The sequence below is a fragment of the Wenxinia marina DSM 24838 genome (genome assembly GCF_000379485.1).
Taxonomy (GTDB): domain Bacteria; phylum Pseudomonadota; class Alphaproteobacteria; order Rhodobacterales; family Rhodobacteraceae; genus Wenxinia; species Wenxinia marina.
The window spans coordinates 1-20,048 of record NZ_KB902277.1; the positions used below are offsets into that span (position 1 = coordinate 1).

At 70.8% G+C, this 20,048-nt stretch carries 19 protein-coding genes and 3 tRNA genes; 9 read left to right on the forward strand and 13 right to left on the reverse strand.

Annotation, left to right across the window (positions count from 1 at the left end):
* Positions 1–469 precede the first annotated feature (469 nt).
* The 4 genes from A37W_RS0101930 to A37W_RS0101945 all read left to right on the forward strand — a co-directional run bounded on the left by A37W_RS0101930 (position 470) and on the right by A37W_RS0101945 (position 3,798).
* Positions 470–1,405 carry a nucleoside hydrolase gene (locus A37W_RS0101930; protein WP_018301339.1) on the forward strand — a complete coding sequence of 312 codons (936 nt, stop codon included), beginning with the start codon at positions 470–472 and terminating at the stop codon, positions 1,403–1,405.
* Positions 1,402–1,845, forward strand: a complete 444-nt coding sequence (locus A37W_RS0101935) for a GNAT family N-acetyltransferase (RefSeq protein WP_018301340.1) — start codon at positions 1,402–1,404, stop codon at positions 1,843–1,845. Before A37W_RS0101930 ends, A37W_RS0101935 begins: the two co-directional genes overlap by 4 nt.
* Positions 1,846–1,881: 36 nt before the next feature.
* A complete protein-coding gene (locus A37W_RS0101940; protein WP_018301341.1) occupies positions 1,882–3,288 on the forward strand; it encodes a protein adenylyltransferase SelO in 1,407 nt (468 codons plus the stop codon).
* 105 nt (positions 3,289–3,393) lie between these two features.
* Complete coding sequence (locus A37W_RS0101945) at positions 3,394–3,798, forward strand: DoxX family protein (protein WP_018301342.1); 405 nt, start codon at positions 3,394–3,396, stop codon at positions 3,796–3,798.
* On the opposite strand, the gene A37W_RS0101950 is transcribed toward A37W_RS0101945, so the two are convergent.
* The 6 genes from A37W_RS0101950 to A37W_RS0101975 all read right to left on the reverse strand — a co-directional run bounded on the left by A37W_RS0101950 (position 3,789) and on the right by A37W_RS0101975 (position 7,280).
* Positions 3,789–4,691, reverse strand: a complete 903-nt coding sequence (locus tag A37W_RS0101950) for a DMT family transporter (protein ID WP_018301343.1) — start codon at positions 4,689–4,691, stop codon at positions 3,789–3,791. The two genes, A37W_RS0101945 and A37W_RS0101950, sit on opposite strands and share 10 nt — an antisense overlap.
* Before the next feature lie 162 nt (positions 4,692–4,853).
* Positions 4,854–4,930 (reverse strand) — tRNA-Asp (locus A37W_RS0101955).
* Between the two features lie 71 nt (positions 4,931–5,001).
* Complete coding sequence (locus A37W_RS22640; protein WP_018301344.1) at positions 5,002–5,532, reverse strand: GNAT family N-acetyltransferase; 531 nt, start codon at positions 5,530–5,532, stop codon at positions 5,002–5,004.
* Positions 5,529–6,467 (reverse strand): pirin family protein, encoded by a 939-nt coding sequence (locus tag A37W_RS0101965; protein WP_018301345.1) that lies wholly within the window; start codon positions 6,465–6,467, stop codon positions 5,529–5,531. Before A37W_RS0101965 ends, A37W_RS22640 begins: the two co-directional genes overlap by 4 nt.
* A gap of 95 nt (positions 6,468–6,562) precedes the next feature.
* Positions 6,563–6,638, reverse strand: a tRNA-Val gene (locus tag A37W_RS0101970).
* Between the two features lie 39 nt (positions 6,639–6,677).
* Entirely contained in the window at positions 6,678–7,280 is a 603-nt protein-coding gene (locus A37W_RS0101975) for a histidine phosphatase family protein (protein ID WP_018301346.1), read from the reverse strand.
* Positions 7,281–7,529: 249 nt separating this feature from the next.
* Here A37W_RS0101975 and A37W_RS0101980 point away from each other — a divergent pair, with 249 nt between their 5' ends.
* A complete protein-coding gene (locus A37W_RS0101980) occupies positions 7,530–7,793 on the forward strand; it encodes a hypothetical protein (RefSeq protein WP_018301347.1) in 264 nt (87 codons plus the stop codon).
* Positions 7,794–7,883: 90 nt separating this feature from the next.
* Here A37W_RS0101980 and A37W_RS0101985 read toward each other — a convergent pair.
* Positions 7,884–7,958: transfer RNA gene (locus A37W_RS0101985), tRNA-Val, on the reverse strand.
* A gap of 13 nt (positions 7,959–7,971) precedes the next feature.
* Complete coding sequence (locus A37W_RS20725) at positions 7,972–8,349, reverse strand: HU family DNA-binding protein (RefSeq protein WP_156169384.1); 378 nt, start codon at positions 8,347–8,349, stop codon at positions 7,972–7,974.
* 168 nt (positions 8,350–8,517) lie between these two features.
* Here A37W_RS20725 and A37W_RS0101995 point away from each other — a divergent pair, with 168 nt between their 5' ends.
* Positions 8,518–8,754 carry a hypothetical protein gene (locus tag A37W_RS0101995; protein ID WP_018301349.1) on the forward strand — a complete coding sequence of 79 codons (237 nt, stop codon included), beginning with the start codon at positions 8,518–8,520 and terminating at the stop codon, positions 8,752–8,754.
* Positions 8,755–8,841: 87 nt separating this feature from the next.
* Here the strand turns inward: A37W_RS0101995 and lon are convergent, their stop codons facing one another.
* The gene (lon, locus tag A37W_RS0102000) at positions 8,842–11,250 is read right to left on the reverse strand and encodes an endopeptidase La (protein ID WP_018301350.1); all 2,409 of its coding nucleotides are present in this window, start codon (positions 11,248–11,250) and stop codon (positions 8,842–8,844) included.
* 285 nt (positions 11,251–11,535) lie between these two features.
* Here lon and A37W_RS0102005 point away from each other — a divergent pair, with 285 nt between their 5' ends.
* The gene (locus A37W_RS0102005; RefSeq protein ID WP_018301351.1) at positions 11,536–12,537 is read left to right on the forward strand and encodes a hypothetical protein; all 1,002 of its coding nucleotides are present in this window, start codon (positions 11,536–11,538) and stop codon (positions 12,535–12,537) included.
* On the opposite strand, the gene tgt is transcribed toward A37W_RS0102005, so the two are convergent.
* The gene (tgt, locus tag A37W_RS0102010; protein ID WP_018301352.1) at positions 12,534–13,664 is read right to left on the reverse strand and encodes a tRNA guanosine(34) transglycosylase Tgt; all 1,131 of its coding nucleotides are present in this window, start codon (positions 13,662–13,664) and stop codon (positions 12,534–12,536) included. The two genes, A37W_RS0102005 and tgt, sit on opposite strands and share 4 nt — an antisense overlap.
* A gap of 297 nt (positions 13,665–13,961) precedes the next feature.
* On the reverse strand, positions 13,962–15,047 hold the full coding sequence (locus tag A37W_RS0102020) for a PA0069 family radical SAM protein (RefSeq protein WP_018301353.1): 1,086 nt from the start codon (positions 15,045–15,047) through the stop codon (positions 13,962–13,964).
* 177 nt (positions 15,048–15,224) lie between these two features.
* Here A37W_RS0102020 and A37W_RS0102025 point away from each other — a divergent pair, with 177 nt between their 5' ends.
* The gene (locus A37W_RS0102025) at positions 15,225–15,929 is read left to right on the forward strand and encodes a corrinoid protein (protein ID WP_018301354.1); all 705 of its coding nucleotides are present in this window, start codon (positions 15,225–15,227) and stop codon (positions 15,927–15,929) included.
* A gap of 708 nt (positions 15,930–16,637) precedes the next feature.
* On the opposite strand, the gene zwf is transcribed toward A37W_RS0102025, so the two are convergent.
* Entirely contained in the window at positions 16,638–18,089 is a 1,452-nt protein-coding gene (gene zwf, locus A37W_RS0102030; RefSeq protein WP_026198239.1) for a glucose-6-phosphate dehydrogenase, read from the reverse strand.
* Between the two features lie 113 nt (positions 18,090–18,202).
* On the opposite strand from zwf, the gene A37W_RS0102035 reads away from it, so the two are divergent.
* Positions 18,203–19,462, forward strand: a complete 1,260-nt coding sequence (locus tag A37W_RS0102035; RefSeq protein ID WP_018301356.1) for a cation:proton antiporter — start codon at positions 18,203–18,205, stop codon at positions 19,460–19,462.
* Here A37W_RS0102035 and A37W_RS0102040 read toward each other — a convergent pair.
* Positions 19,459–20,043, reverse strand: a complete 585-nt coding sequence (locus tag A37W_RS0102040; protein WP_018301357.1) for an HNH endonuclease — start codon at positions 20,041–20,043, stop codon at positions 19,459–19,461. The two genes, A37W_RS0102035 and A37W_RS0102040, sit on opposite strands and share 4 nt — an antisense overlap.
* Positions 20,044–20,048 lie beyond the last annotated feature (5 nt).

The following is a 20,048-nucleotide window of genomic DNA, read 5'->3' on the forward strand; positions in this document are numbered from 1 at the left end:
CCTCGCCGGCCTGCAGGCCTCGCGCCGGGACCCTGCCTTCGCCGCCTTCCGCGCCCGCCTCGAGGCCGCCGGAAAGCGTCCCAAGCAGGCCATCATCGCCGTCGCACGCAAGCTCCTCACCGTCCTCAACGCCATGCTCCGCGACGCCAAGGACTACGCGACAGCCAACCCCTGAGGTTACAGTTGCCGGGTCGGGCCCGGGACGGGTTCGAACAGTCGCGATCGTCATGGATCACCTCGCAGGTTCACCGTGCGCGGCGGCTCCGCGGGGTCTCGCGGGGCGGCTGCCGGAGAGCCGGCCACCCCGGAGCCGTCACTCCATCGGAGCGATCGTGCCCGCCTCGACCGCGGCGGCCAGCTCGCCCTCGTCGGGCATGCCGCCGCGGCCTCGGCGGACCATCGCCCGCGGCGCTGGATTCCCCCGCGCCGCTCGGGTTACGTCCGCCGCACAGCGACAGAAGGACGCCCCATGCCCCGCCAGATCGTGATCGACACCGACCCCGGACAGGACGACGCGGTCGCAATCCTCCTCGCCCTCGCCTCGCCCGAACTGGAGGTCCTCGGCATCACCGCGGTCGCCGGCAACGTACCCCTGGAGCTGACGGCCCGAAACGCCCGCGTGGTGTGCGAGCTGGCGGGACGGACCGACGTGCCCGTCTTCGCCGGCTGCGACCGTCCGATGGGCCGCACGCTCGTCACCGCCGAGCACGTGCACGGCACCACAGGCCTCGACGGCGCCGACCTGCCGGAGCCGACGATGCCGCTGCAGGACGCCCACGCCGTCGACTGGATCGTCGAGACCGTCCGCGCCCGCCCCGAGGGCGCCGTCACGCTCTGTCCCCTCGGCCCACTGACGAACATCGGCACCGCCCTGACCCGCGCCCCCGACATCGCCGCCCGCCTCGCCGGCATCGTCCTGATGGGCGGCGCCTACTTCGAGGTGGGCAACATCACCCCGGCGGCGGAGTTCAACATCTACGTCGATCCCGAGGCGGCGGACGTCGTGTTCCGCTCCGGCGTGCCGCTGACGGTCATGCCGCTCGACGTCACCCACAAGGCGCTGACCACCCGCGCCCGCGTCGACGCCATCCGCGCCCTCGGCACCCCGGTCGGCGACGCCGTGGCCGGCTGGACCGGCTTCTTCGAGCGGTTCGACAAGGAGAAGTACGGCTCCGAAGGCGCGCCGCTGCATGACCCAACGGTGATCGCGTACCTGCTGCGCCCCGACCTCTTCACCGGCCGGCACGTGAACGTGGAGATCGAGACGGTCTCGGACCTCACCCGCGGCATGACCGTCGCGGACTGGTGGGGCGTGACCGACCGCCCGAGGAACGCGACCTTCGTCGGCGACCTCGACGCCGACGGCTTCTACGCGCTGCTGACCGAGCGGCTGGGACGGTTGTGAGCACCGCCCTGCACCTCTGCGGCCCGGACGACGCGGACCGGCTGGCACCCCTCCTCGCCCGGTTCGCCGCGGAGTTCGGCCTGCCGGACGAGGGGCGCGGGGCGGCGGTAGCGCCGCTGCTGCAGGGGTCGCCCTACGGCATGGTCTACCTGCTGGGGCCGCGCTCGGCGCCGATCGGCTACGTTGTCGTGACGCTCGGCTGGGGAATCGAACTCGGCGGGATGGAGGCCTGGATCGACGAGATCTGGATCCGCCCCTCGGTCCGCGGCCGCGGCATCGCCACCGAGGTGCTGCAGGCCCTGTCCACCCGCCTCGCCGCCGCCGACGTGAAGGCGATCCACCTCGAGGCCGACCGCGACGCGCCGGAGGCGCACCGCCTGTACCGGCGCGCTGGCTTCGCCCTGCGCGAGCGGCACTGCCTGATGACGCGGGTCCTCTGACTGGCGAAGGGCCCCTCGCCGACCTAAGTCCGTGACATGACCCTTCACGTCCCCTTCGACAACAGCTACGCCCGCCTGCCCGAGGCGCTCTTCACCCGCCAGCCGCCCCAGCCGGTCGCGGCGCCGCGGCTGATCGCGCTGAACGAGGACCTCGCCCGGCTGCTCCGCCTCGACCCCGCCGCGTTGCGCTCGGACGAGGGTGTGGCCGCCCTCGCCGGCAACGCCGTGCCCGACGGCGCCGCGCCGCTGGCGCAGGCCTATGCGGGCCACCAGTTCGGCAACTGGAACCCAGGCCTCGGCGACGGCCGCGCGCTGCTGCTGGGCGAGGTGGTGGGTACCGATGGGGTGCGGCGCGACATCCAGCTCAAGGGATCCGGCCGCACCCCCTATTCCCGGATGGGCGACGGCCGGGCGTGGCTGGGGCCGGTGCTGCGGGAATATCTCTGCTCCGAGGCGATGGCGGCGATGGGCGTCCCGACCACCCGTGCCCTGGCGGCCGTCGCGACGGGCGAGACGGTGGTCCGCGAGGCCCCCCTGCCCGGCGCGATCCTGACCCGCGTGGCGCAGAGCCACATCCGCGTCGGCACCTTCCAGCTGTTCGCCGCGAAGGGCGACCGGGACGCCCTCGCCGCGCTGGCCGAGCATGCGCGTGCGCGCCACTATCCGGAGGCCGACGGCATCCCCGGCCTGCTCGACGGCGTCGTCGCCGCACAGGCCCGGCTGATCGCGAGATGGATGAGCCTCGGCTTCGTCCACGGCGTGATGAACACCGACAACATGGCGATCTCGGGCGAGACGATCGACTACGGCCCCTGCGCCTTCATGGACGTCTACCACCCGGCGACGGTGTTCTCGTCGATCGACCAGTTCGGCCGCTACGCCTACCAGAACCAGCCGCAGATCGGTTTGTGGAACCTCGCGCAGTTCGCCTCGTCGCTGGTGCCGCTGATGGACGACCACGACGCGGCGGTGGAGCGGTTCACCGCCTCCCTCGACCGCTTCGCCGACCTCTACCAGGCCGCCTGGCTGGAGGAGTTCGGCGCCAAGCTGGGCCTCGCCGACGCGGGCCCCGACGACCGGCCGCTGATCGAGGAGCTGCTGACGCTCATGGCCACCGACGGCGCGGACTTCACCAACGCCTTCGGCGCCCTCGGCACGCCAGCGGCGCGGGACCAGTTCACCGACCGGGACGCCTTCGCCGCTTGGGACGAACGCTGGCAGGCCCGCCGGCCCGACCTCGCCCTGATGGCGCGGACCAACCCGAAGGTCATCCCCCGGACCCACCTCATCGAGGCGGCGATCGCCGCGGCCACGGCGGAGGACGTCGCGCCGTTCGAGCGGATGTTGGCGGCGGTGACCCGCCCCTTCGACGATCCGGGCCCGCCCTTCACCGTGCCGCCCACCGACGCCGAGCGGGTCACCCGGACCTTCTGCGGAACCTGACCTGCACCGGCGCACATGGGGCGCGCGATTTCTCCGTCTTTGCTCGCTGGCCGAACATGGCCCATCTTCGGCGCAGTCAGACACGCAATCGAAGAAGACCACGCCATGATCGACACCCTCACCCGCCACCAGCCCAACGCCCTCGCGCTCCTGCGCGTCGTCACCGGCCTTCTGTTCCTGCACCACGGCACGCAGAAGCTGTTCTCGCTGCCGCCGCTCCCCGAGGGGATGCAGGGCATGCTCGGCCCGCTCTTCTGGCCCGCCGGCATCCTCGAGGTGGTGGGCGGCGTCCTCATCATCATCGGCCTGTTCACCCGGCCGGTCGCATTCCTGCTATCCGGCATGATGGCCGTCGCCTACTTCCTCGCCCATGCGTCGCAGAACTTCTACCCGGCCCTGAACGGCGGCGACGCGTCGATCCTGTTCTCGTTCGTGTTCCTGTACCTGGTCTTCGCCGGCCCCGGCGCCTTCAGCGTCGATGCCGCGCGTCGCGCGCCCGCCTACGCCTGACGGACGGCAGGACGCGGGGGCCGGTTGATCAGCACGAGCCCTGCAGCGACGAGGAGGAGGGCCAGCGCCAGCGTTGGCCCCACCTCCTCGCCCAGCAGCGCCCAACCGAGCGCGACGGCGAGGACGGGCGACAGGAACGAGAAGGACGCGACCCCGGACGCGGGGTAGATCGACAGAAGCCACAGCCAGAAGACGAAGCCCGCCGTCACCACGACGACGATCTGGAAGGCCAGACCCCACAGGTGGATCGGCGCGAGATCCCGCACCAGCGGCCCGAACAGCGGCGCCAGCAGCAGCAGGATCGGCGCCGAGACCAGGACCTGCCACATCAGCTGCATCTCCGGCCGGACGGTCCGCAACGGCGACGCCTTCGCCAGCAGCCCCGTCGCCGCCCAGCCCACCGCCCCGCCGAGCGCGGCGAGATCCCCCGCCAGCGACGCCTCTCCGCCCCGCCGGCCCGCGAACGCGACCGCGACGCCGGCCATCGCGACCAGAAGGCCGAGGCCCTTGCGCGATGTGATCCGGTCGCCGGGGACGAAGACATGCGCCATCAGCGCCATCCAGACGGGCATCGAGTAGAAGATGATCGCCGACCGGCTGACCGTGGTGAGGTCGAGCGCCACGAACAGGCACAGGAACTCCAGCGCGAACACCGTGCCCGTCAGCACCCCGTACAGCGCCACCCGCCGCCCGCCGAACTCGACCGGCACGCGCCGCAGCCGCAGCCACAGCAGCAGGCACAGCACCGCCCCGGCCGAGCGCAGCCCGGCGAAGAACACCGGCTGCAGCCCGCCGTTCGTGACCTTGATGACGACCTGGTTGAAGGCCAGCAGCGCCGAGAAGGACGTGAGCGCGATCGCCCCGAACGCGTCGATGTGAGGCCTCGGCTCCATGCCCGGCACCGGGCACCGGGGGGCCGGCGCTGTCAAGCTGCCCCTCTCATCGAGCCATAAATATTCCCGGGGGAGTCCCGCGTCAGCGGGACGGGGGGCAGCGCCCCCCGAACGATCGCGTGCGCCCGCAAGGGCGCTCCGCTGGATCGGTCGGAAGGGAAGTGGCGCGGTTGACGGGGCTCGAACCCGCGACCCCCGGCGTGACAGGCCGGTACTCTAACCAACTGAGCTACAACCGCGCGTGAGGCGTCGTTTATGGCCCCCCGCCGGGGAGGTCAAGCGCCCCCGCGACGATTTCCCGACGAATTTCTCACCACCGCCAGACGATCCTCCGGGCGATCACCGGCATGCCGTCGATCTCGTCCTCGAACGGCCCGCCATCGACCCCGCCGAGGGCGGCATAGGCGGCGCGGGCGTCGTGGTTCTCCTCCGCGACCTCCAGCCAGAGCCCATGCCCGCCGCCTGCCGACAGCCGCGCGCAGGCGGCGCCGAACAGGGCGCGGCCGATGCCCCGGCCCTTCAGGTCCGGCCGGACGTGGAAGGCGCGGACGAACCCGACGGGCAGGTCCAGCCCGCCGCGGTTGCCGCCGCCCGGCTCCACGTAGAGGAATCCCTGAAGGTCGCCCGGCCCCCCGTGCAGCAGGATGAACCCGGTCTGCGGCAGCGCGCCGAAGCGGGCGGCGAGGAACCGCTCCACCGGCTCGCCCAGGTAGTCGGCCGGCAACAGGTCGGCGTACGCGCTGCGCCAGCTCGCCACGTTCAGGGCGGCTATCTCGGGCATGTCCGCCTCGGCGGCCTCGCGGATCGGAGTCTGGTGCAGTGTCATGTCGGAGAACGTCACCTCTCGGGCAGGGGGATGAATTCGGACGCGTCGCCTGGCGGCAGCTGGAAGCGCCCGTGTTCCCAGTCGCCCTCGCGCCATGCCTCCTTGGCGGCCTCGATCCGCTCCTTCGAGGAGGCGACGAAGTTCCACCAGATGTAGCGCGGTCCGTTCAGGGTTGCACCGCCCAGGACCATCAACCGAGCGCCCCGCGGCCCGGCGGTGACCGAGATGCGGTCGCCGGGGCGGAACACCATCATCCGGCCGGCCGGGTAGGTCTCGCCCGCGACCGTCACCTCGCCCTCCAGAACGTAGATGCCGCGATCCTCGTGCTCGTCCGGCAGCGGCAGCCGCGCGCCGGGGGCGAGCGTGGCGTCGGCGTAGACCAGCTCCGTCGGCACCGGGACCGGCGCCGCCGCGCCCCAGCCGGTGCCGAGGATCAGCCGCACCTCCTTGCCCTCGCCCTCCAGCACCGGCAGCTCGTCCGCGCCGGCATGGACGAAGGCCGCGGGGTCGTCCTCGCGCTCGTCCGGCAGGGCGAGCCAGGTCTGGATGCCGAACAGCCCGGACGGGCGCTGGCGCATCTCGCCGTCGGTCCGCTCGGAGTGGGTGATCCCCTGCCCGGCCGTCATCAGGTTCACCGCCCCCGGTTCGATCCAGGCGTCGGTGCCGAGACTGTCGCGGTGGTGCATCCGGCCGCGGTGCAGGTAGGTGACCGTCGCCAGCCCGATATGCGGGTGGGGACGCACGTCGATTCCTTGCCCGGTCAGGAACTCCGCCGGGCCCATCTGGTCGAAGAAGATGAACGGCCCCACCATCTGCCGCGCGGGCGCCGGCAGCGCGCGCCGCACCTCGAACCCGCCGAGGTCACGGGCGCGGGGGACGATCAGGGTCTCGATCGCGTCGACCGCGTCGCCGGTCGGGCAGTCGGGATCGAGGGCGGGGTTCCAGCTCATGTCTCCAGCCTCCTTGCTGCGGGATGAAGCTAGGACGGTCCGGCGGCGGCGGGAAGCGCCGCGGGGCGCACAGTGAAGGTGCGGAGCGGCCGGGCTGGTGGGTGGTGAGGGGCTCGAACCCCCGACATCCTCGGTGTAAACGAGACGCTCTACCAGCTGAGCTAACCACCCGCGCCCGGTCCGGTCCCATAGCCGAAGGACCGCGGCCCATCAAGCGGCGTCCCCCGGCTCGCCCGCGTCCAGCGTCCGGTGCGCCCCGCCCGCGACATGGTGGATCACCCCCTGCCCGCCCGGCACCTCGGCGACGCGATCCAGACCCAGACCCAGCGCGGCCGTCCGCAGGAACCGCGATGTGACGCCGTGCGTGATCGCGACGGTCGGTCGGTCGAGGCCTTTCAGATACTCCGTCACCCGCGCGAGCAGCGCTTCGAACGGCTCGCCCCCCGGCGCGGCTTCGTAGAGGGCGAGGAAGTGGGCGTCCGGCCCCAGCCCCGCCTCGACGCGGATCTCCTCGCGGTTGCGACCGGCCCACGCGCCCACGCCGATCTCGCGCAGGCGGTCGTCCACGCGCGCCTCCCCGGCGCCATTCAGGATCAGTTCCGCCGTCCGCCGCGCGCGCCCCTGCGGGCTGACGTCGAAGCGATGGGTCGCGGGCGTCACTCCCATCTCCGCCAGCAGCCGCCCCATTGCCCGTGCCTGCGCCTCGCCCCGCGGGGTGAGCGCACTGTCGAGAGGTCCCTGCCAGCGGCCGATGCGGTTCCACTCGGTCTCGCCGTGGCGGACGACGTAAAGATCCGGGGGCGTCAGGAGCACCGGCGGCTCGTTTTCCGGTCAAGCGGGCGTGACGGCCGGACAACGCCGGGCGTTGCACCGACACCTTCGATGCGACCGCGGCGCGCCGGCTGGATGAGGGTGGCGTGAGACGGCGCAAGAGTGTCGCGGCTGCGCACCACCGATCGGGTGCAGAGGCTGCCGTCGCGGAACATAAGGCATTCAAGATGGACAAATTGCCTTCGACCTCGATTAGGTAGGCAAGCGTGCATTGCGGAGCAGGACGCGGATATGGCCACGACGGATCGGGAAAGCGTCGAAGCCCTGGCTGAGAAGCTCCGCATCACCCTCCGGGCGATCGCCACGACGAGCGGCGAACCGAAGGCAGCGGGGCGGCTGGGCGTCAATGCGTACCTCACGATGCACCTCCTGCTCGATGAACGCGACCTGATCTGGAACGAGGCGATCGAGGCCGCTGCCGTCGAGGTCGAGACATCGACGTCCGAGATGATCGCGGCCGCGGTGGCGCCGGCCATCCGGATGCTGAAGCGCTAGACCGCCCGGTCATCCGCGGCCCGGGCCGGACCTGCCCCGCAGACGCGCGGTCCAGTGCAACGATGAGATGCGGCGCGAACGGCGGAAGGCTGGTGGGTGATGAGAGATTCGAACTCCCGACATCTTCGATGTGAACGAAGCGCTCTACCACTGAGCTAATCACCCGTCGGGCGAGGCCTTAAACGTCCTCGCCGGGGTCTGCAAGAGGGTCCTTGGCGGCGTCCATGATGACTTTCACGGTAAGGACGCGACGCTTCTCCCCCGCCTTGCTGCCGACGATCCTGATCTTGCCGAGACCGGTCAGGCGCATCTCCTCGCCGCTCCGCAGCGCGTCGCCCAGCACCTCGAGGGCCGCCGACGCGGCGGCGCGAGCGTCGGCGCGGCGCATTCCCGTTCGATCGGCAATGCGCTCCGCGAACTCCCCGATCCGCAGCTCCGAAGGTTGTAATGCAGGGGCGTCGTCCGCCGAGGAGGAGTCCCCGACCGGCGATCCGCCGGACGACGCGATGGTGAAGGTCGGCCTGGATTTCGCCATCGGAACCTCCTGCTGCGCCACCGGTGTAGCAGGAGCGGAACCTTCCCCATACGGTCGCGTGGGCCGCGAGGCGACGCGGCCGGCGGCGCCGTGTCGGGAATCCCACGATGCCGGATCCCTTGACAGACAGGGCCCGGCGGGCGGAGGCTGCGCACGTTGACGCTAGGACATTGGACACAGGAGATTGCAATGATCCGGACCTCCCTCATCGCGGCAGGAGCCTTGGCCCTGTCGCTGGCCGGCCCCGCCGGCGCCGGTGGCTTCGCCGACGAGATTGTCGAGGCACCGCCCGCCGTCATCGTCGAGCCGCCGGCGCCGCGGGGGTCGTTGCCCGGCTGGGTGATCCCGGCGGTGCTCGTCGCCGGCCTCATCGCGCTCGCGGTGTCTGGCGACGACAGCGACGACGACGAAGGCGTCGGGGGCTGATCGGGGGACGCCCTCACGACGGCATACGAAAAGGGCGCGCCGCAGTGGCGCGCCCTTCTCCGTCTTATGTCGCCTGCGCGGCGGGCGTCAGTGCGCCGTCGCGCCGGGCCCGTCGCCGGTCTGCAGCGCCTTGGCCGCCGCTGCGGCGTCCTCGGCCTCCTCGTCCCAGTCCACCGCCTCGGGCTGGCGGACGAGGGCGAGCTTCAGCACCTCGGAGACGTGGGTGACGGGGATGATCTCCAGCCCCTCCTTCACGTTGTCCGGGATCTCCGGCAGGTCCTTCTCGTTCTCCTGCGGGATCAGCACCGTCTTGACCCCGGCGCGCAGCGCCGCGAGCAGCTTCTCCTTCAGGCCGCCGATGGCGCTGGCGTTGCCGCGCAGCGTGACCTCGCCGGTCATCGCGATGTCCTTCCGGACCGGGATGCCGGTCAGGACCGAGACGATGGCGGTCACCATCGCCAGGCCGGCCGACGGGCCGTCCTTGGGCGTGGCGCCGTCGGGCACGTGGACGTGGATGTCCCACTTCTCGAACCGCGGCGGCTTCACCCCGATGGTGGGCGCGATCGAGCGGACGTAGCTGGACGCCGCGTCGATCGATTCCTTCATCACGTCGCCCAGCTTGCCGGTCGTCTTCATCCGGCCTTTGCCGGGCAGGCGCAGCGCCTCGATCGAGAGGATTTCGCCGCCCACGGACGTCCAGGCGAGGCCGGTAACGACGCCGACCTGGTCCTCCTTCTCGGCCAGACCGTAGCGGAAACGCGGCACCCCGAGGAAGTCGGAGAGGTTGTCCTTCGTCACCTCGACGCGGGTCGTCTCCTTCTTGATCAGCTTGGTGACCGCCTTCCGGCCCACCTTGGAGATCTCGCGCTCGAGGTTCCGCACGCCCGCCTCGCGGGTGTAGGTGCGGACGATCTCGAGCAGGGCGTCGTCGCCCATCGAGAATTCCTTGGCGCGCAGCCCGTTGTTCTTGAGCTGCTTGGGCAGCAGGTGCTGGCGCGCGATCTCGAGCTTCTCGTCCTCGGTGTAGCCGGCGAGCGGGATGATCTCCATCCGGTCGAGCAGCGGCCCCGGCATGTTGTACGAGTTCGCCGTCGTGATGAACATCACGTTGGAGAGGTCGTACTCCACCTCGAGGTAGTGATCGACGAAGGTCCCGTTCTGCTCGGGGTCCAGGACTTCCAGCATCGCCGACGCCGGGTCGCCCCGGAAGTCCTGTCCCATCTTGTCGATCTCGTCGAGCAGGATGAGCGGGTTCGTCGTCTTCGCCTTCTTCAGCGCCTGGATGATCTTGCCGGGCATGGAGCCGATGTAGGTCCGGCGGTGGCCGCGGATCTCGGATTCATCGCGCACGCCGCCCAGCGAGATACGGATGAACTCGCGCCCCGTGGCCTTGGCGACCGACTTGCCGAGAGAGGTCTTGCCGACGCCGGGCGGGCCGACGAGGCACATGATCGGCCCCTTCAGCTTGGCCGACCGCTGCTGCACGGCGAGATACTCGACGATCCGCTCCTTGACCTTCTCGAGGCCGTAGTGGTCGGCGTCGAGCACCTTCTCGGCGCCCGCGAGGTTCTTCTTGGTGCGCGACTTGGTGCCCCACGGCACGCCCAGCAGCCAGTCGAGGTAGTTGCGAACGACCGTGGCCTCGGCCGACATCGGGGACATCGACTTCAGCTTCTTCAGCTCGGCCTCGGCCTTCTCGCGCGCCTCCTTGGAAAGCTGCGTCTCGTTGATGCGCTTCTCCAGCTCCGCGACCTCGGACGCGCCGTCCTCGCCGTCGCCCAGCTCGCGCTGGATCGCCTTCATCTGTTCGTTCAGGTAGTACTCGCGCTGCGTCTTCTCCATCTGGGTCTTGACGCGCGACTTGATCTTCTTCTCGACCTGCAGGACCGACATCTCGCCCTGCATCAGGCCGTAGACCTTCTCCAGCCGCTCGGCGACGGAGAGCGTCTCCAGCAGGTCCTGCTTCTGCTTGACGTCGATCCCGAGGTGACCCGCGACGAGGTCGGCGAGCCGCGCCGGTTCGGTCGTCTCGGTGACGGCCGACAGCGCCTCTTCGGGGATGTTCTTGCGGACCTTGGCATACTTCTCGAACTCCGCCGCGACCGAGCGGACCAGGGCCTTGACGATGTCCTCGTCGCCCATCGTCTCGTCCAGCGTCTCGACCGACGCCTCGAAGAAGCGGTCGTTCGAGGTGAGGTTCTTCATGCGCACGCGGCTCTTGCCCTCGACGAGGACCTTCACGGTGCCGTCGGGCAGTTTCAGCAGCTGCAGCACGTTCGCCAGCACGCCGGACCGGTAGATGCCGTCCTCGCCCGGGTCGTCCTGGCTGGGGTCGATCTGGCTCGACAGCAGGATCTGCTTGTCGTCCGCCATCACAGCCTCGAGCGCCCGCACCGATTTCTCGCGCCCCACGAAGAGCGGCACGATCATGTGCGGAAACACCACGATGTCCCGCAGCGGGAGCACCGGGTAGGAGGAGTGCTGTGAGAGTTCCATGCTCGTCATCCTTGTTCTATGGCAAGGCGGCCTGGTCCCTTGTTGGCAACCCTTGGGCCGTCCCCCCGTCAGAGCCCAAGACTTGGGACCGCGGTGGACCCGTTTCAAGCGTCCCGAGACCTGCCGGCCAGTCTGCCGTCCGGCCCCGCGGCCCGCAAGCGCGTAATCCGCCAAATTGCCGGGACGGGGTCGTCGCTCCGCCACAATCAGTTGCGAAGGCATTCGGAATGCACGCATCCGCGTCCGGCCCCCGGGCGGCGGGAGGCGCCGAACCAAGGAGGGGCGATGACCGGCCCGATCACGCTCTCGCGACAGGGGCGGCGACTGGCCCTCGTCGCCGTCGCCGTCGCCTTGGCGGTGCTGCTGCGCCTCGGCCCCACCGTCTGGGCGATCTACCTGGCCGCCGTCGCCTACGTCGCCGCCGTTCTCGTCCTGCGGTTCGCGCCGCGGGCGCGGCGCGGACTGGACGCCGCCGCGGTCGGGCTGGCCCTCCCGGCGGCGTTTCCGGTGGCGGGCGACGTCTACGCGGGCCTGTCGCTCATCGTCGGCGTCACCTTCTGGCACGCAGTGCACGGCAGCCTGTCCTGGCGCGGTCCCCTGCGGGTGTCCGTCACCAGCACCACGAGCTTCCGCGCCGAACTGCCGCTGCACGCGGCGTGGGAGAGGCTGGTTCCCGGCGCAGGGCATCCGGACGATTTCTGGACCGGGACGATGCTCGACTACGACACCGATCCGGACGATCCCATGACGCTCTACACCCGCTTCGCGACGCCGGACGGCCTGTTCTCGGAGGCGACCGTGACCGTCCTCGGCGCCGAGCCACCGGGCGAGGTGCGCTACCGCCTCGAGACCGACGCCCGTCCCTCGGAGGAGGAGACGACGCACGTCCTGCGCCTGACGGCCGCGGGGCCCTTCGAGACGCGGGTCGGCTGCGAGGTGACGCACGAGGCACTCACCCTCGGCGCGGCGCTCGAGTTGTGGCTCGACGACGCGGTCGGCCTCGACCTCGGGCGCGTCGCCACGCCGCTGTCGCGACGCAGCCGCTGGCGCCTGACGCGGATGTCCGCGGAGCCTGTCCCCGCGCCGCGCCGGGCCGAACGGATGCCGGTCCAGGTGCGGGAAATCGGACTGCCTCCGCAGGCCACGCCGATCGACCGCCGCCACTCCGCTCCTGCCGCGGCGGGACAGAGGGTCATGAACACGCGCCTGCAGGACCTGCCCGATCCCGACGATTTCGAGGAGCCGCTCGACATCATGGCGGTGATGGAGCGACTGCAGGCGAACTAGACCGGCTCGATGTCTCCCGCCGCCCGGGCGGCGTGGAACTCCGCCTCGAACGCGGCGAACCGGCCGGCGGCGATGGCGTCCCGCATCCCGGCCATCAACTCCTGGTAGTAGTGCAGGTTGTGCCAGGTCAGCAGCATGCCGGCGATCATCTCCTTCGCCCTCACCACATGGTGCAGGTAGGCGCGGGAGTAGCCGCGGCAGGCCGGGCAGGTGCAGGCCTCGTCCAGCGGGCGGGGATCGTCGGCGTGGCGGGCGTTGCGCAGGTTCACCTGCCCGCGTCTGGTCCATGCCTGCCCGGTCCGGCCCGAGCGGCTGGGCAGGACGCAGTCCATCATGTCGATGCCGCGCTTCACCGCGCCGACGATGTCGTCCGGCTTGCCGACGCCCATCAGGTAGCGCGGGCGGTCGGCCGGCAGCATGCCGGGCGCGTAGTCCAGCACGCCGAACATCGCCTCCTGCCCCTCGCCGACGGCGAGCCCCCCCACCGCGTAGCCGTCGAAGCCGATCCGCGTCAGCGCCTCGGCGCTCTCCTGCCGCAGCTCGCGCGTCACGCCGCCCTGCTGGATGCCGAAGAGCGCGTGGCCGGGGCGATCGCCGAAGGCCGCCTTCGACCGCTCGGCCCAGCGCATCGACAGGCGCATGCTCTCGGCCACCCGCGCCTCGTCCGCGGGCAGCGCCGGGCATTCGTCGAACGCCATCACGATGTCGCTGCCGAGCAGGCGCTGGATCTCCATCGACGTCTCGGGGCTGAGGAAATGCTTCGAGCCGTCGACGTGACTGCGGAAGGTCACGCCCTCCTCCGTGAGCCGGCGCAGGTCGGCCAGGCTCATCACCTGGAAGCCGCCGGAGTCGGTGAGGATCGGCCTATCCCAGTTCATGAAGCTGTGCAGGCCGCCGAGGCGCGCCACCCGCTCCGCCCCGGGGCGCAGCATCAGGTGGTAGGTATTGCCGAGCAGGATATCGGCGCCCGTCGCCGCCACGCTGTCCGGCAGCATCGCCTTCACCGTCGCGGCCGTGCCGACGGGCATGAAGGCGGGCGTGCGGATCGTGCCTCGGGGGGTCGAGATGGCGCCGGTGCGTGCGGCACCGTCGGTCGCGTGCAGGGCGAAGGAGAAGCGGTCGGTCATGGTGGGGCGATACGGCGGGACGGAGGCGGTGTGAAGGGGCAGCCGGTGGTCGCATCTGGCTGGCAGAGATGATGCCGACCGCGAAGGCGGCGTTTGGCCGCGGCCGGACGCTCCGGCGCGGCGGTGGGGGCGCTTTATCTCGCCTCTCCCGGACGACCTGAAGCGTCTCGCAGGTGGCGAGGAAGCGTCTGGCCGGGGGGCGGCCAGACGCTGCCCGGGCCGCTTGCGCGGCTGTTCCGGGCGGACACTTGTCTCGGGTGGGCGAAAGTCACCGGGACCGGCATCGGTGGGTTTCGCTCAGAACAGCGACAGCTGGTCCCCCGCCCGGGGCGGCACCCGGAACAGGTCGCACCGTAGCGGCGGCAGCTTGCGGTCGAGGCCGAGGCGGCGGCAGGCGATCTCGAAGCGGTGCCGGAACAGCCGCGCCCACTCCCCCTGCCCCGTCATCCGCTTGCCCCACTCGGGATCGTAGTCGCGCCCGCCATGCAGCTCGCGCACCCGCCCCATGATCCTCTTCGCCCGGTCGGGGAAATGCTCCTCCAGCCAGTCGCGGAACAGGTCCGCCACCTCGCGCGGCAGACGCAGCACGATGGCGGAGGCGACGACGGCCCCGGCGTCGCGTCCCGCGGCGAGGATCGTCTCGGTCTCGTGGTCCGTGAGCGCCGGCACCACCGGCGACACCATGACCCGCACCGGGATCCCCGCCTCCGACAGCCGCCGGATTGCCGCCAGCCGCCGCGCCGGCGCCGGCACCCGCGGCTCCATCGCGCGCGAGACCCTGGGGTCCAACGTCGTCACCGAGATGCCGACCCGCACGAGCCCCTCCGCCGCCATCGGCGCCAGCAGGTCGATGTCGCGCTCGATCAGCGTGCCCTTGGTGACGATCGAGACCGGGTGCCTGTGCGCCGCCAGCACCTCCAGCACGCCGCGCATCACCCGCCGCTCTCCCTCGATCGGCTGGTAGGGGTCGGTGTTGGTGCCGATGGCGATGGTCTGCGGCACGTAGCCCCTCGCCCGCAACTCGTCCTCCAGCACCCTCGGCGCGTCCGGCCGGGCGATCAGCTTGGTCTCGAAGTCGAGGCCGGGCGACAGGCCGAGGAAGGCGTGGCTCGGCCGGGCGAAGCAGTAGATGCAGCCGTGCTCGCACCCCCGGTAGGGATTGATCGACCGGTCGAAGCCGATGTCGGGCGAGGTGTTGCGGGTGATGATCTTGCGCGGCCTCTCCACGCTCACCTCGGTGCGGATCGGCGGCAGCTCCTCGTCCCGGCCCCAGCCGTCGTCCACCGCCTCGGTGGTGAACCGGTCGAAGCGCACGGCGGGATTGTCCACCGCGGCGCGGCCACGGCGCCGCTCGGCCGGAATCGGAATCGGGGCGTCCTGCATGACGGGCACTCTAGAACGAAAAGAGAACACTTGAAAGAAGCGGCTGCACACCATGAGGATTTCTCATTTGCGCCGGCGTCGGTCGCGGTGCAGGCAGTGTCGGTATCCGTCCAGACCGATGACGCGTTCGGGCGCACAGGCTGGGATCAGATCACCTGCGAGCAAAGGCGCCCCGCCATGGCAGACGACAACGACGAGATCATCCTCTCCGAACTCGACGACGAGGATCTCGTCCAGCAGATGTTCGACGACCTGTACGACGGTCTCAAGGAAGAGATCGAGGAGGGCGTGAACATCCTGCTCGAGCGCGGGTGGGAGCCGTACCGCGTCCTGACCGAGGCGCTCGTCGGCGGCATGACCATCGTCGGCCGCGACTTCCGCGACGGGATCCTGTTCGTCCCCGAGGTGCTCCTCGCCGCGAACGCGATGAAGGGCGGCATGGCGATCCTCAAGCCGCTGCTGGCCGACACCGGCGCCCGGACCATCGGCAAGATGGTGATCGGCACCGTGAAGGGCGACATCCACGACATCGGCAAGAACCTCGTCGGCATGATGATGGAGGGCGCGGGCTTCGAGATCATCGACCTCGGCATCAACAACCCGGTCGAGAACTATCTCGGCGCTCTGAAGGAGCACGACGCCGACATCCTCGGCATGTCGGCGCTGCTGACGACGACGATGCCCTACATGAAGGTCGTGATCGACACGATGGTCGAGCAGGGCATCCGCGACGACTACGTCGTGCTCGTGGGCGGCGCGCCGCTGAACGAGGAGTTCGGCAAGGCGATCGGCGCCGACGCCTACTGCCGCGACGCGGCGGTGGCGGTCGAGACGGCCAAGGAGTTCATGGCCCGCAAGCACAACCAGGCACGGGCGGGCTGACGCGGGCGGTCAGCCCCCACGCCGATGGGCGGAGGGAGCAGCGCAGGCCCGACGGGGAACCGCCGCTCCGTCCGCCGCGACGCTTTCGCCCGGCGGCGGCGCCCCCGCACCGGACCTGTTCCGGGCCTAGCATCGGCCAGGTTCATGGAGGCCCCGGCTCAAGGCCGGGGCGGAGCGTCCGGCTCGACAAACTCGCAGACCCGTCGCCGGAGCCCCACCCGCCCCGGATCTGATCCGGGCCTAGCGTCGGCCAGGTTCATGGAGGCCCCGGCTCAAGGCCGGGGCGGAGCGTCCGGCTCGACAAACTCGCAGACCCGTCGCCGGAGCCCCACCCGCCTCGGACCTGATCCGGGGCCTCGCTGGGCCAGCGTGCAACCTATCTCGTCGGGGCCCCGGCTCGAAGACCGGGGCGCGAGGCGCGTGACAATCCCGGCTCGCCCGGGGCGGCGCGTCCTTCAGCCCTTGATGTCGCGCCAGCGGCGGCCGTCGCGGTGGATCAGCATCTGCGCGTCCTCCGGGCCGCCGGCTCAAGGCCGGGGCGGAGCGTCCGGCTCGACAAACTCGCAGACCCGTCGCCGGAGCCTCACCCGCCCCGGACCTGATCCGGGGCCTCGCTGGGCCAGCGTGCAACCAGTCTCGTCGTGCCCCGCTCGAAGGCCGGGGCGCGAGGCGCGTGACGATCCCGGCTCGCCCGGGGCGGCGCGTCCTTCAGCCCTTGATGTCCCGCCAGCGGCGGCCGTCGCGGTGGATCAGCATCTGCGCGTCCTCCGGCCCGCCGGTGCCCTGCTCGTACAGCTTGGGCACGTCCGCCCGGCGCTCCCACCCTTCGATGATGGGGTCGGTCCAGGCCCAGGCGGCCTCGACCTCGTCGCCGCGCATGAACAGGGTCTGGTTGCCGCGGATCACGTCCATGATCAGCCGCTCGTAGGCGTCGGGCACGTCCTCGCCGTCGGGCCCCAGCGCATCGGCGAAGGTCATGTCGAGCGGCACGTCGACGAGGCGCATGCCGCCCGGCCCCGGCTCCTTGATCGTCACCTGCAGGTCGATCCCCTCGTTCGGCTGCAGCCGGATCGACAGGATGTTGCGGTGCCGCGCCTCGTCGCCCTCGAACATCGAGTGGCCGAGGTCCTTGAACACGACCGCGATCTCGGACGAGCGCGCCTTCAGCTTCTTGCCGGTGCGCAGGTAAAACGGCACCCCCGCCCAACGCCAGTTGGCGATCATCACCCGCATCGCGACGAAGCTCTCGGTGAAGCTGCGGGGATTCTCGGAATCCTGCCGGTAGGACGGGCTGTCCTCGCCGGCGTCGTACTGGCCGCGCACGATGTGGTGCGCGTCGACCGGCTGCAGGGCGCGGATCACCTTCAGCTTCTCGTCGCGCACCGCGTCGGCCTCGAACTGGGCCGGCGGCTCCATCGCGATCAGGCAGAGGAGCTGCATCAAATGGTTCTGCACCATGTCCCGCATCGCGCCCGACTTGTCGTAGTAGGCGCCGCGGCCGCCGACGCCCACCGTCTCGGCGACGGTGATCTGGATGTGGTCGACATAGTGCGAGTTCCACAGCGGCTCGAACAGGACGTTGCCGAAGCGGATCGCCATCAGGTTCTGCACCGTCTCCTTGCCGAGATAGTGGTCGATCCGGTAGATCTGCCGCTCGTCGAAGTGGCTGGCGAGCGTGGCGTTCAGCGCCTTCGCGCTCTCCAGATCGCGGCCGAAGGGCTTCTCCACCACGATCCGACTGTCGCCGTCCGCGATGCGGTGCTGGTGCAGCCGCTCGGCCAGCGGGCCGAACAGCGAGGGCGCGACCGAGAAGTAGAAGGCCCGCACCACGCCGTCGCGCATCAGCCCGGACAGCTGCGACCAGCCGCCCTCGCCGGTGGCGTCGATGGCGACGTAGTGCAGCCGCCCCAGGAAGTCCTGCAGCGCGGGGTCCTTCTTCTCCTCGCCGCCGAACTCCTCGATCGCGGCGCGGGCGACCTCGCGGTACTCGGCGTCGTCATGCTCGGACCGAGCGGCGCCGATGATGCGGCTGCCCTCGGGCATCTGGCCGGCGATGAAGCGGCGGAACAGGCCGGGCAGGATCTTGCGCCGGGCGAGGTCGCCGGTGCCGCCGAAGATCACGAGGTCGAACGGATCGACCGGGATGACGCGCGAAACCATGGTGCCCCCGCCTGTCTGGACCACCGCGCGCATACCGTCCGGGCGGCGCCAAGTCCAGCGAGAGGCGCCCGATTCCGCCTTGCCCGGGGGGCCGCGGGCGGTCACATGGAGGGATGGACAGCGCCTTCTTCGGTCTCGACCCCTATCACATCCTGCTGCTCGCCCTCGGGACCGCACTTCTGTTGTCCTACTGGCTGCCGCGGCTGATCTTCCGCCGGGCGCCGGCGGCGACGGCGTTGCTGATGGTCTTCGGGGTGCTGATGGGCTTCGCCATGCCGCAGCTCTTCACGGGGATCGACCCGACCGAGAATCCGGCCCTGTGGGAGATCTCGGCCGAACTCGTGGTGATCGTCGTCCTGTTCGGCACCGGCCTGCGCATCGACGAGCTGGGGAGCCTGCGCATCTGGCGGCCGACGATCGGCCTGCTGGCCATCACGATGCCGCTCACCATCGCCGCGATCGCCCTCGCGGGGTGGAGCCTTGCCGGCATGACCGTCGCGGGCGCGATCCTCCTCGGCGCCGTGCTTGCGCCGACGGATCCGGTCCTCGCGGGCGACATTCAGGTCGGCCCGCCGCTCGAGGGGCGCGAGCATCCGGCCCGCTTCGCCCTCACCACCGAGGCGGGACTGAACGACGGCCTCGCCTTTCCCTTCGTCTACCTCGCCCTGCTGATCGCCGAGCGGGGGGCGGCGCCGTCGCTGTGGCTGGCCGAGTGGCTGACGATCGACGTGGCCTACCGCATCGGCGTCGGCGTGCTGCTCGGCGCCGCCATCGGCTGGGTGCTGGGGCGCATCCTCTTCGCCGTGCCGTCGTGGAACACGCTCGCCGCGTCGGGCCCCGGCGTGATCGCTCTTGCGGGCGTCTTCATCACCTACGGTTTCGTCGAACTTCTCGAGGGCTACGGCTTCATCGCCGCCTTCGTCGCCGGCGTGGTCTGCCGCCGGGCCGAGAGCGGGCACGCCTTCCACGGCCGCCTGCACGGCTTCCTCGAAAGCGTGGAGCATGCGATCACGGCGATCCTGCTCGTGCTGCTTGGCGGCATCATGCCGCTGCTCTGGGGGCACCTGTCCTGGCCGCACACCGTGATCGGCTTCGGGCTGATCCTGCTGGTCCGCCCGCTGGCGGGGCTGGTCGGCCTGATCCCCTCGGGCCGGCCGATGCGCGAGCGGGCGGTCGTCGCCTTCTACGGGGTGCGCGGGATCGGCTCGGTCTACTACCTCGGCTACGCCGCCACGCACGTGGAATTCATCGACGAGGGCGCCCTGTGGGCGGTGGTCGTCTTCACCATCTTCGCCTCGACCGTGGTCCACGGCCTGACGGCGAAATACAGCGTCGAGCTGCTGGAGGACGACCCCGGGGGCCGCGCCGCCTAGGCCTCGAGCTCGGCGTCCCAGTAGAGGTAGTCCAGCCAGCTGTCGTGCAGGTACCCGGGCGGGAACTTGCGGCCCATGTTCCGCAGCTCCTCGGCCCCCGGCTGGCGCGGCGGGCGGCGCAGCGACAGGCCCGACTGCCGCAGGCTGCGCGAGCCCTTGCGCAGGTTGCACGAGGCGCAGGCCGCGACGACGTTCTCCCAGCTGGTCACGCCGCCGCGGGCGCGCGGGACCACGTGGTCGAAGGTCAGGTCGCCGCGGGCGCCGCAGTACTGGCAGCAGAATTCGTCCCGCAGAAAAAGATTGAAGCGCGTGAAGGCCACGCGCTTCTGGGGTTTCACGAAATCCTTCACGACCACGACCGAGGGTATTCGGATCCGGGTCGAGGGCGAGTGGACGAAGTCGTCGTACTCGGCCACGATGTCGACCCGGTCGAGCCAGACCGCCTTGATCGCCTCCTGCCAGGGCCAGAGGGACAGGGGGTAGTAGCTGAGGGGTCGGTAGTCCGCGTTCAGGACGAGGGCGGGGTGGCTCTTCAGCGCCGCCGGTTCACGTACGAAACTCGTCCTGAAATCACCGTCCATCGCAG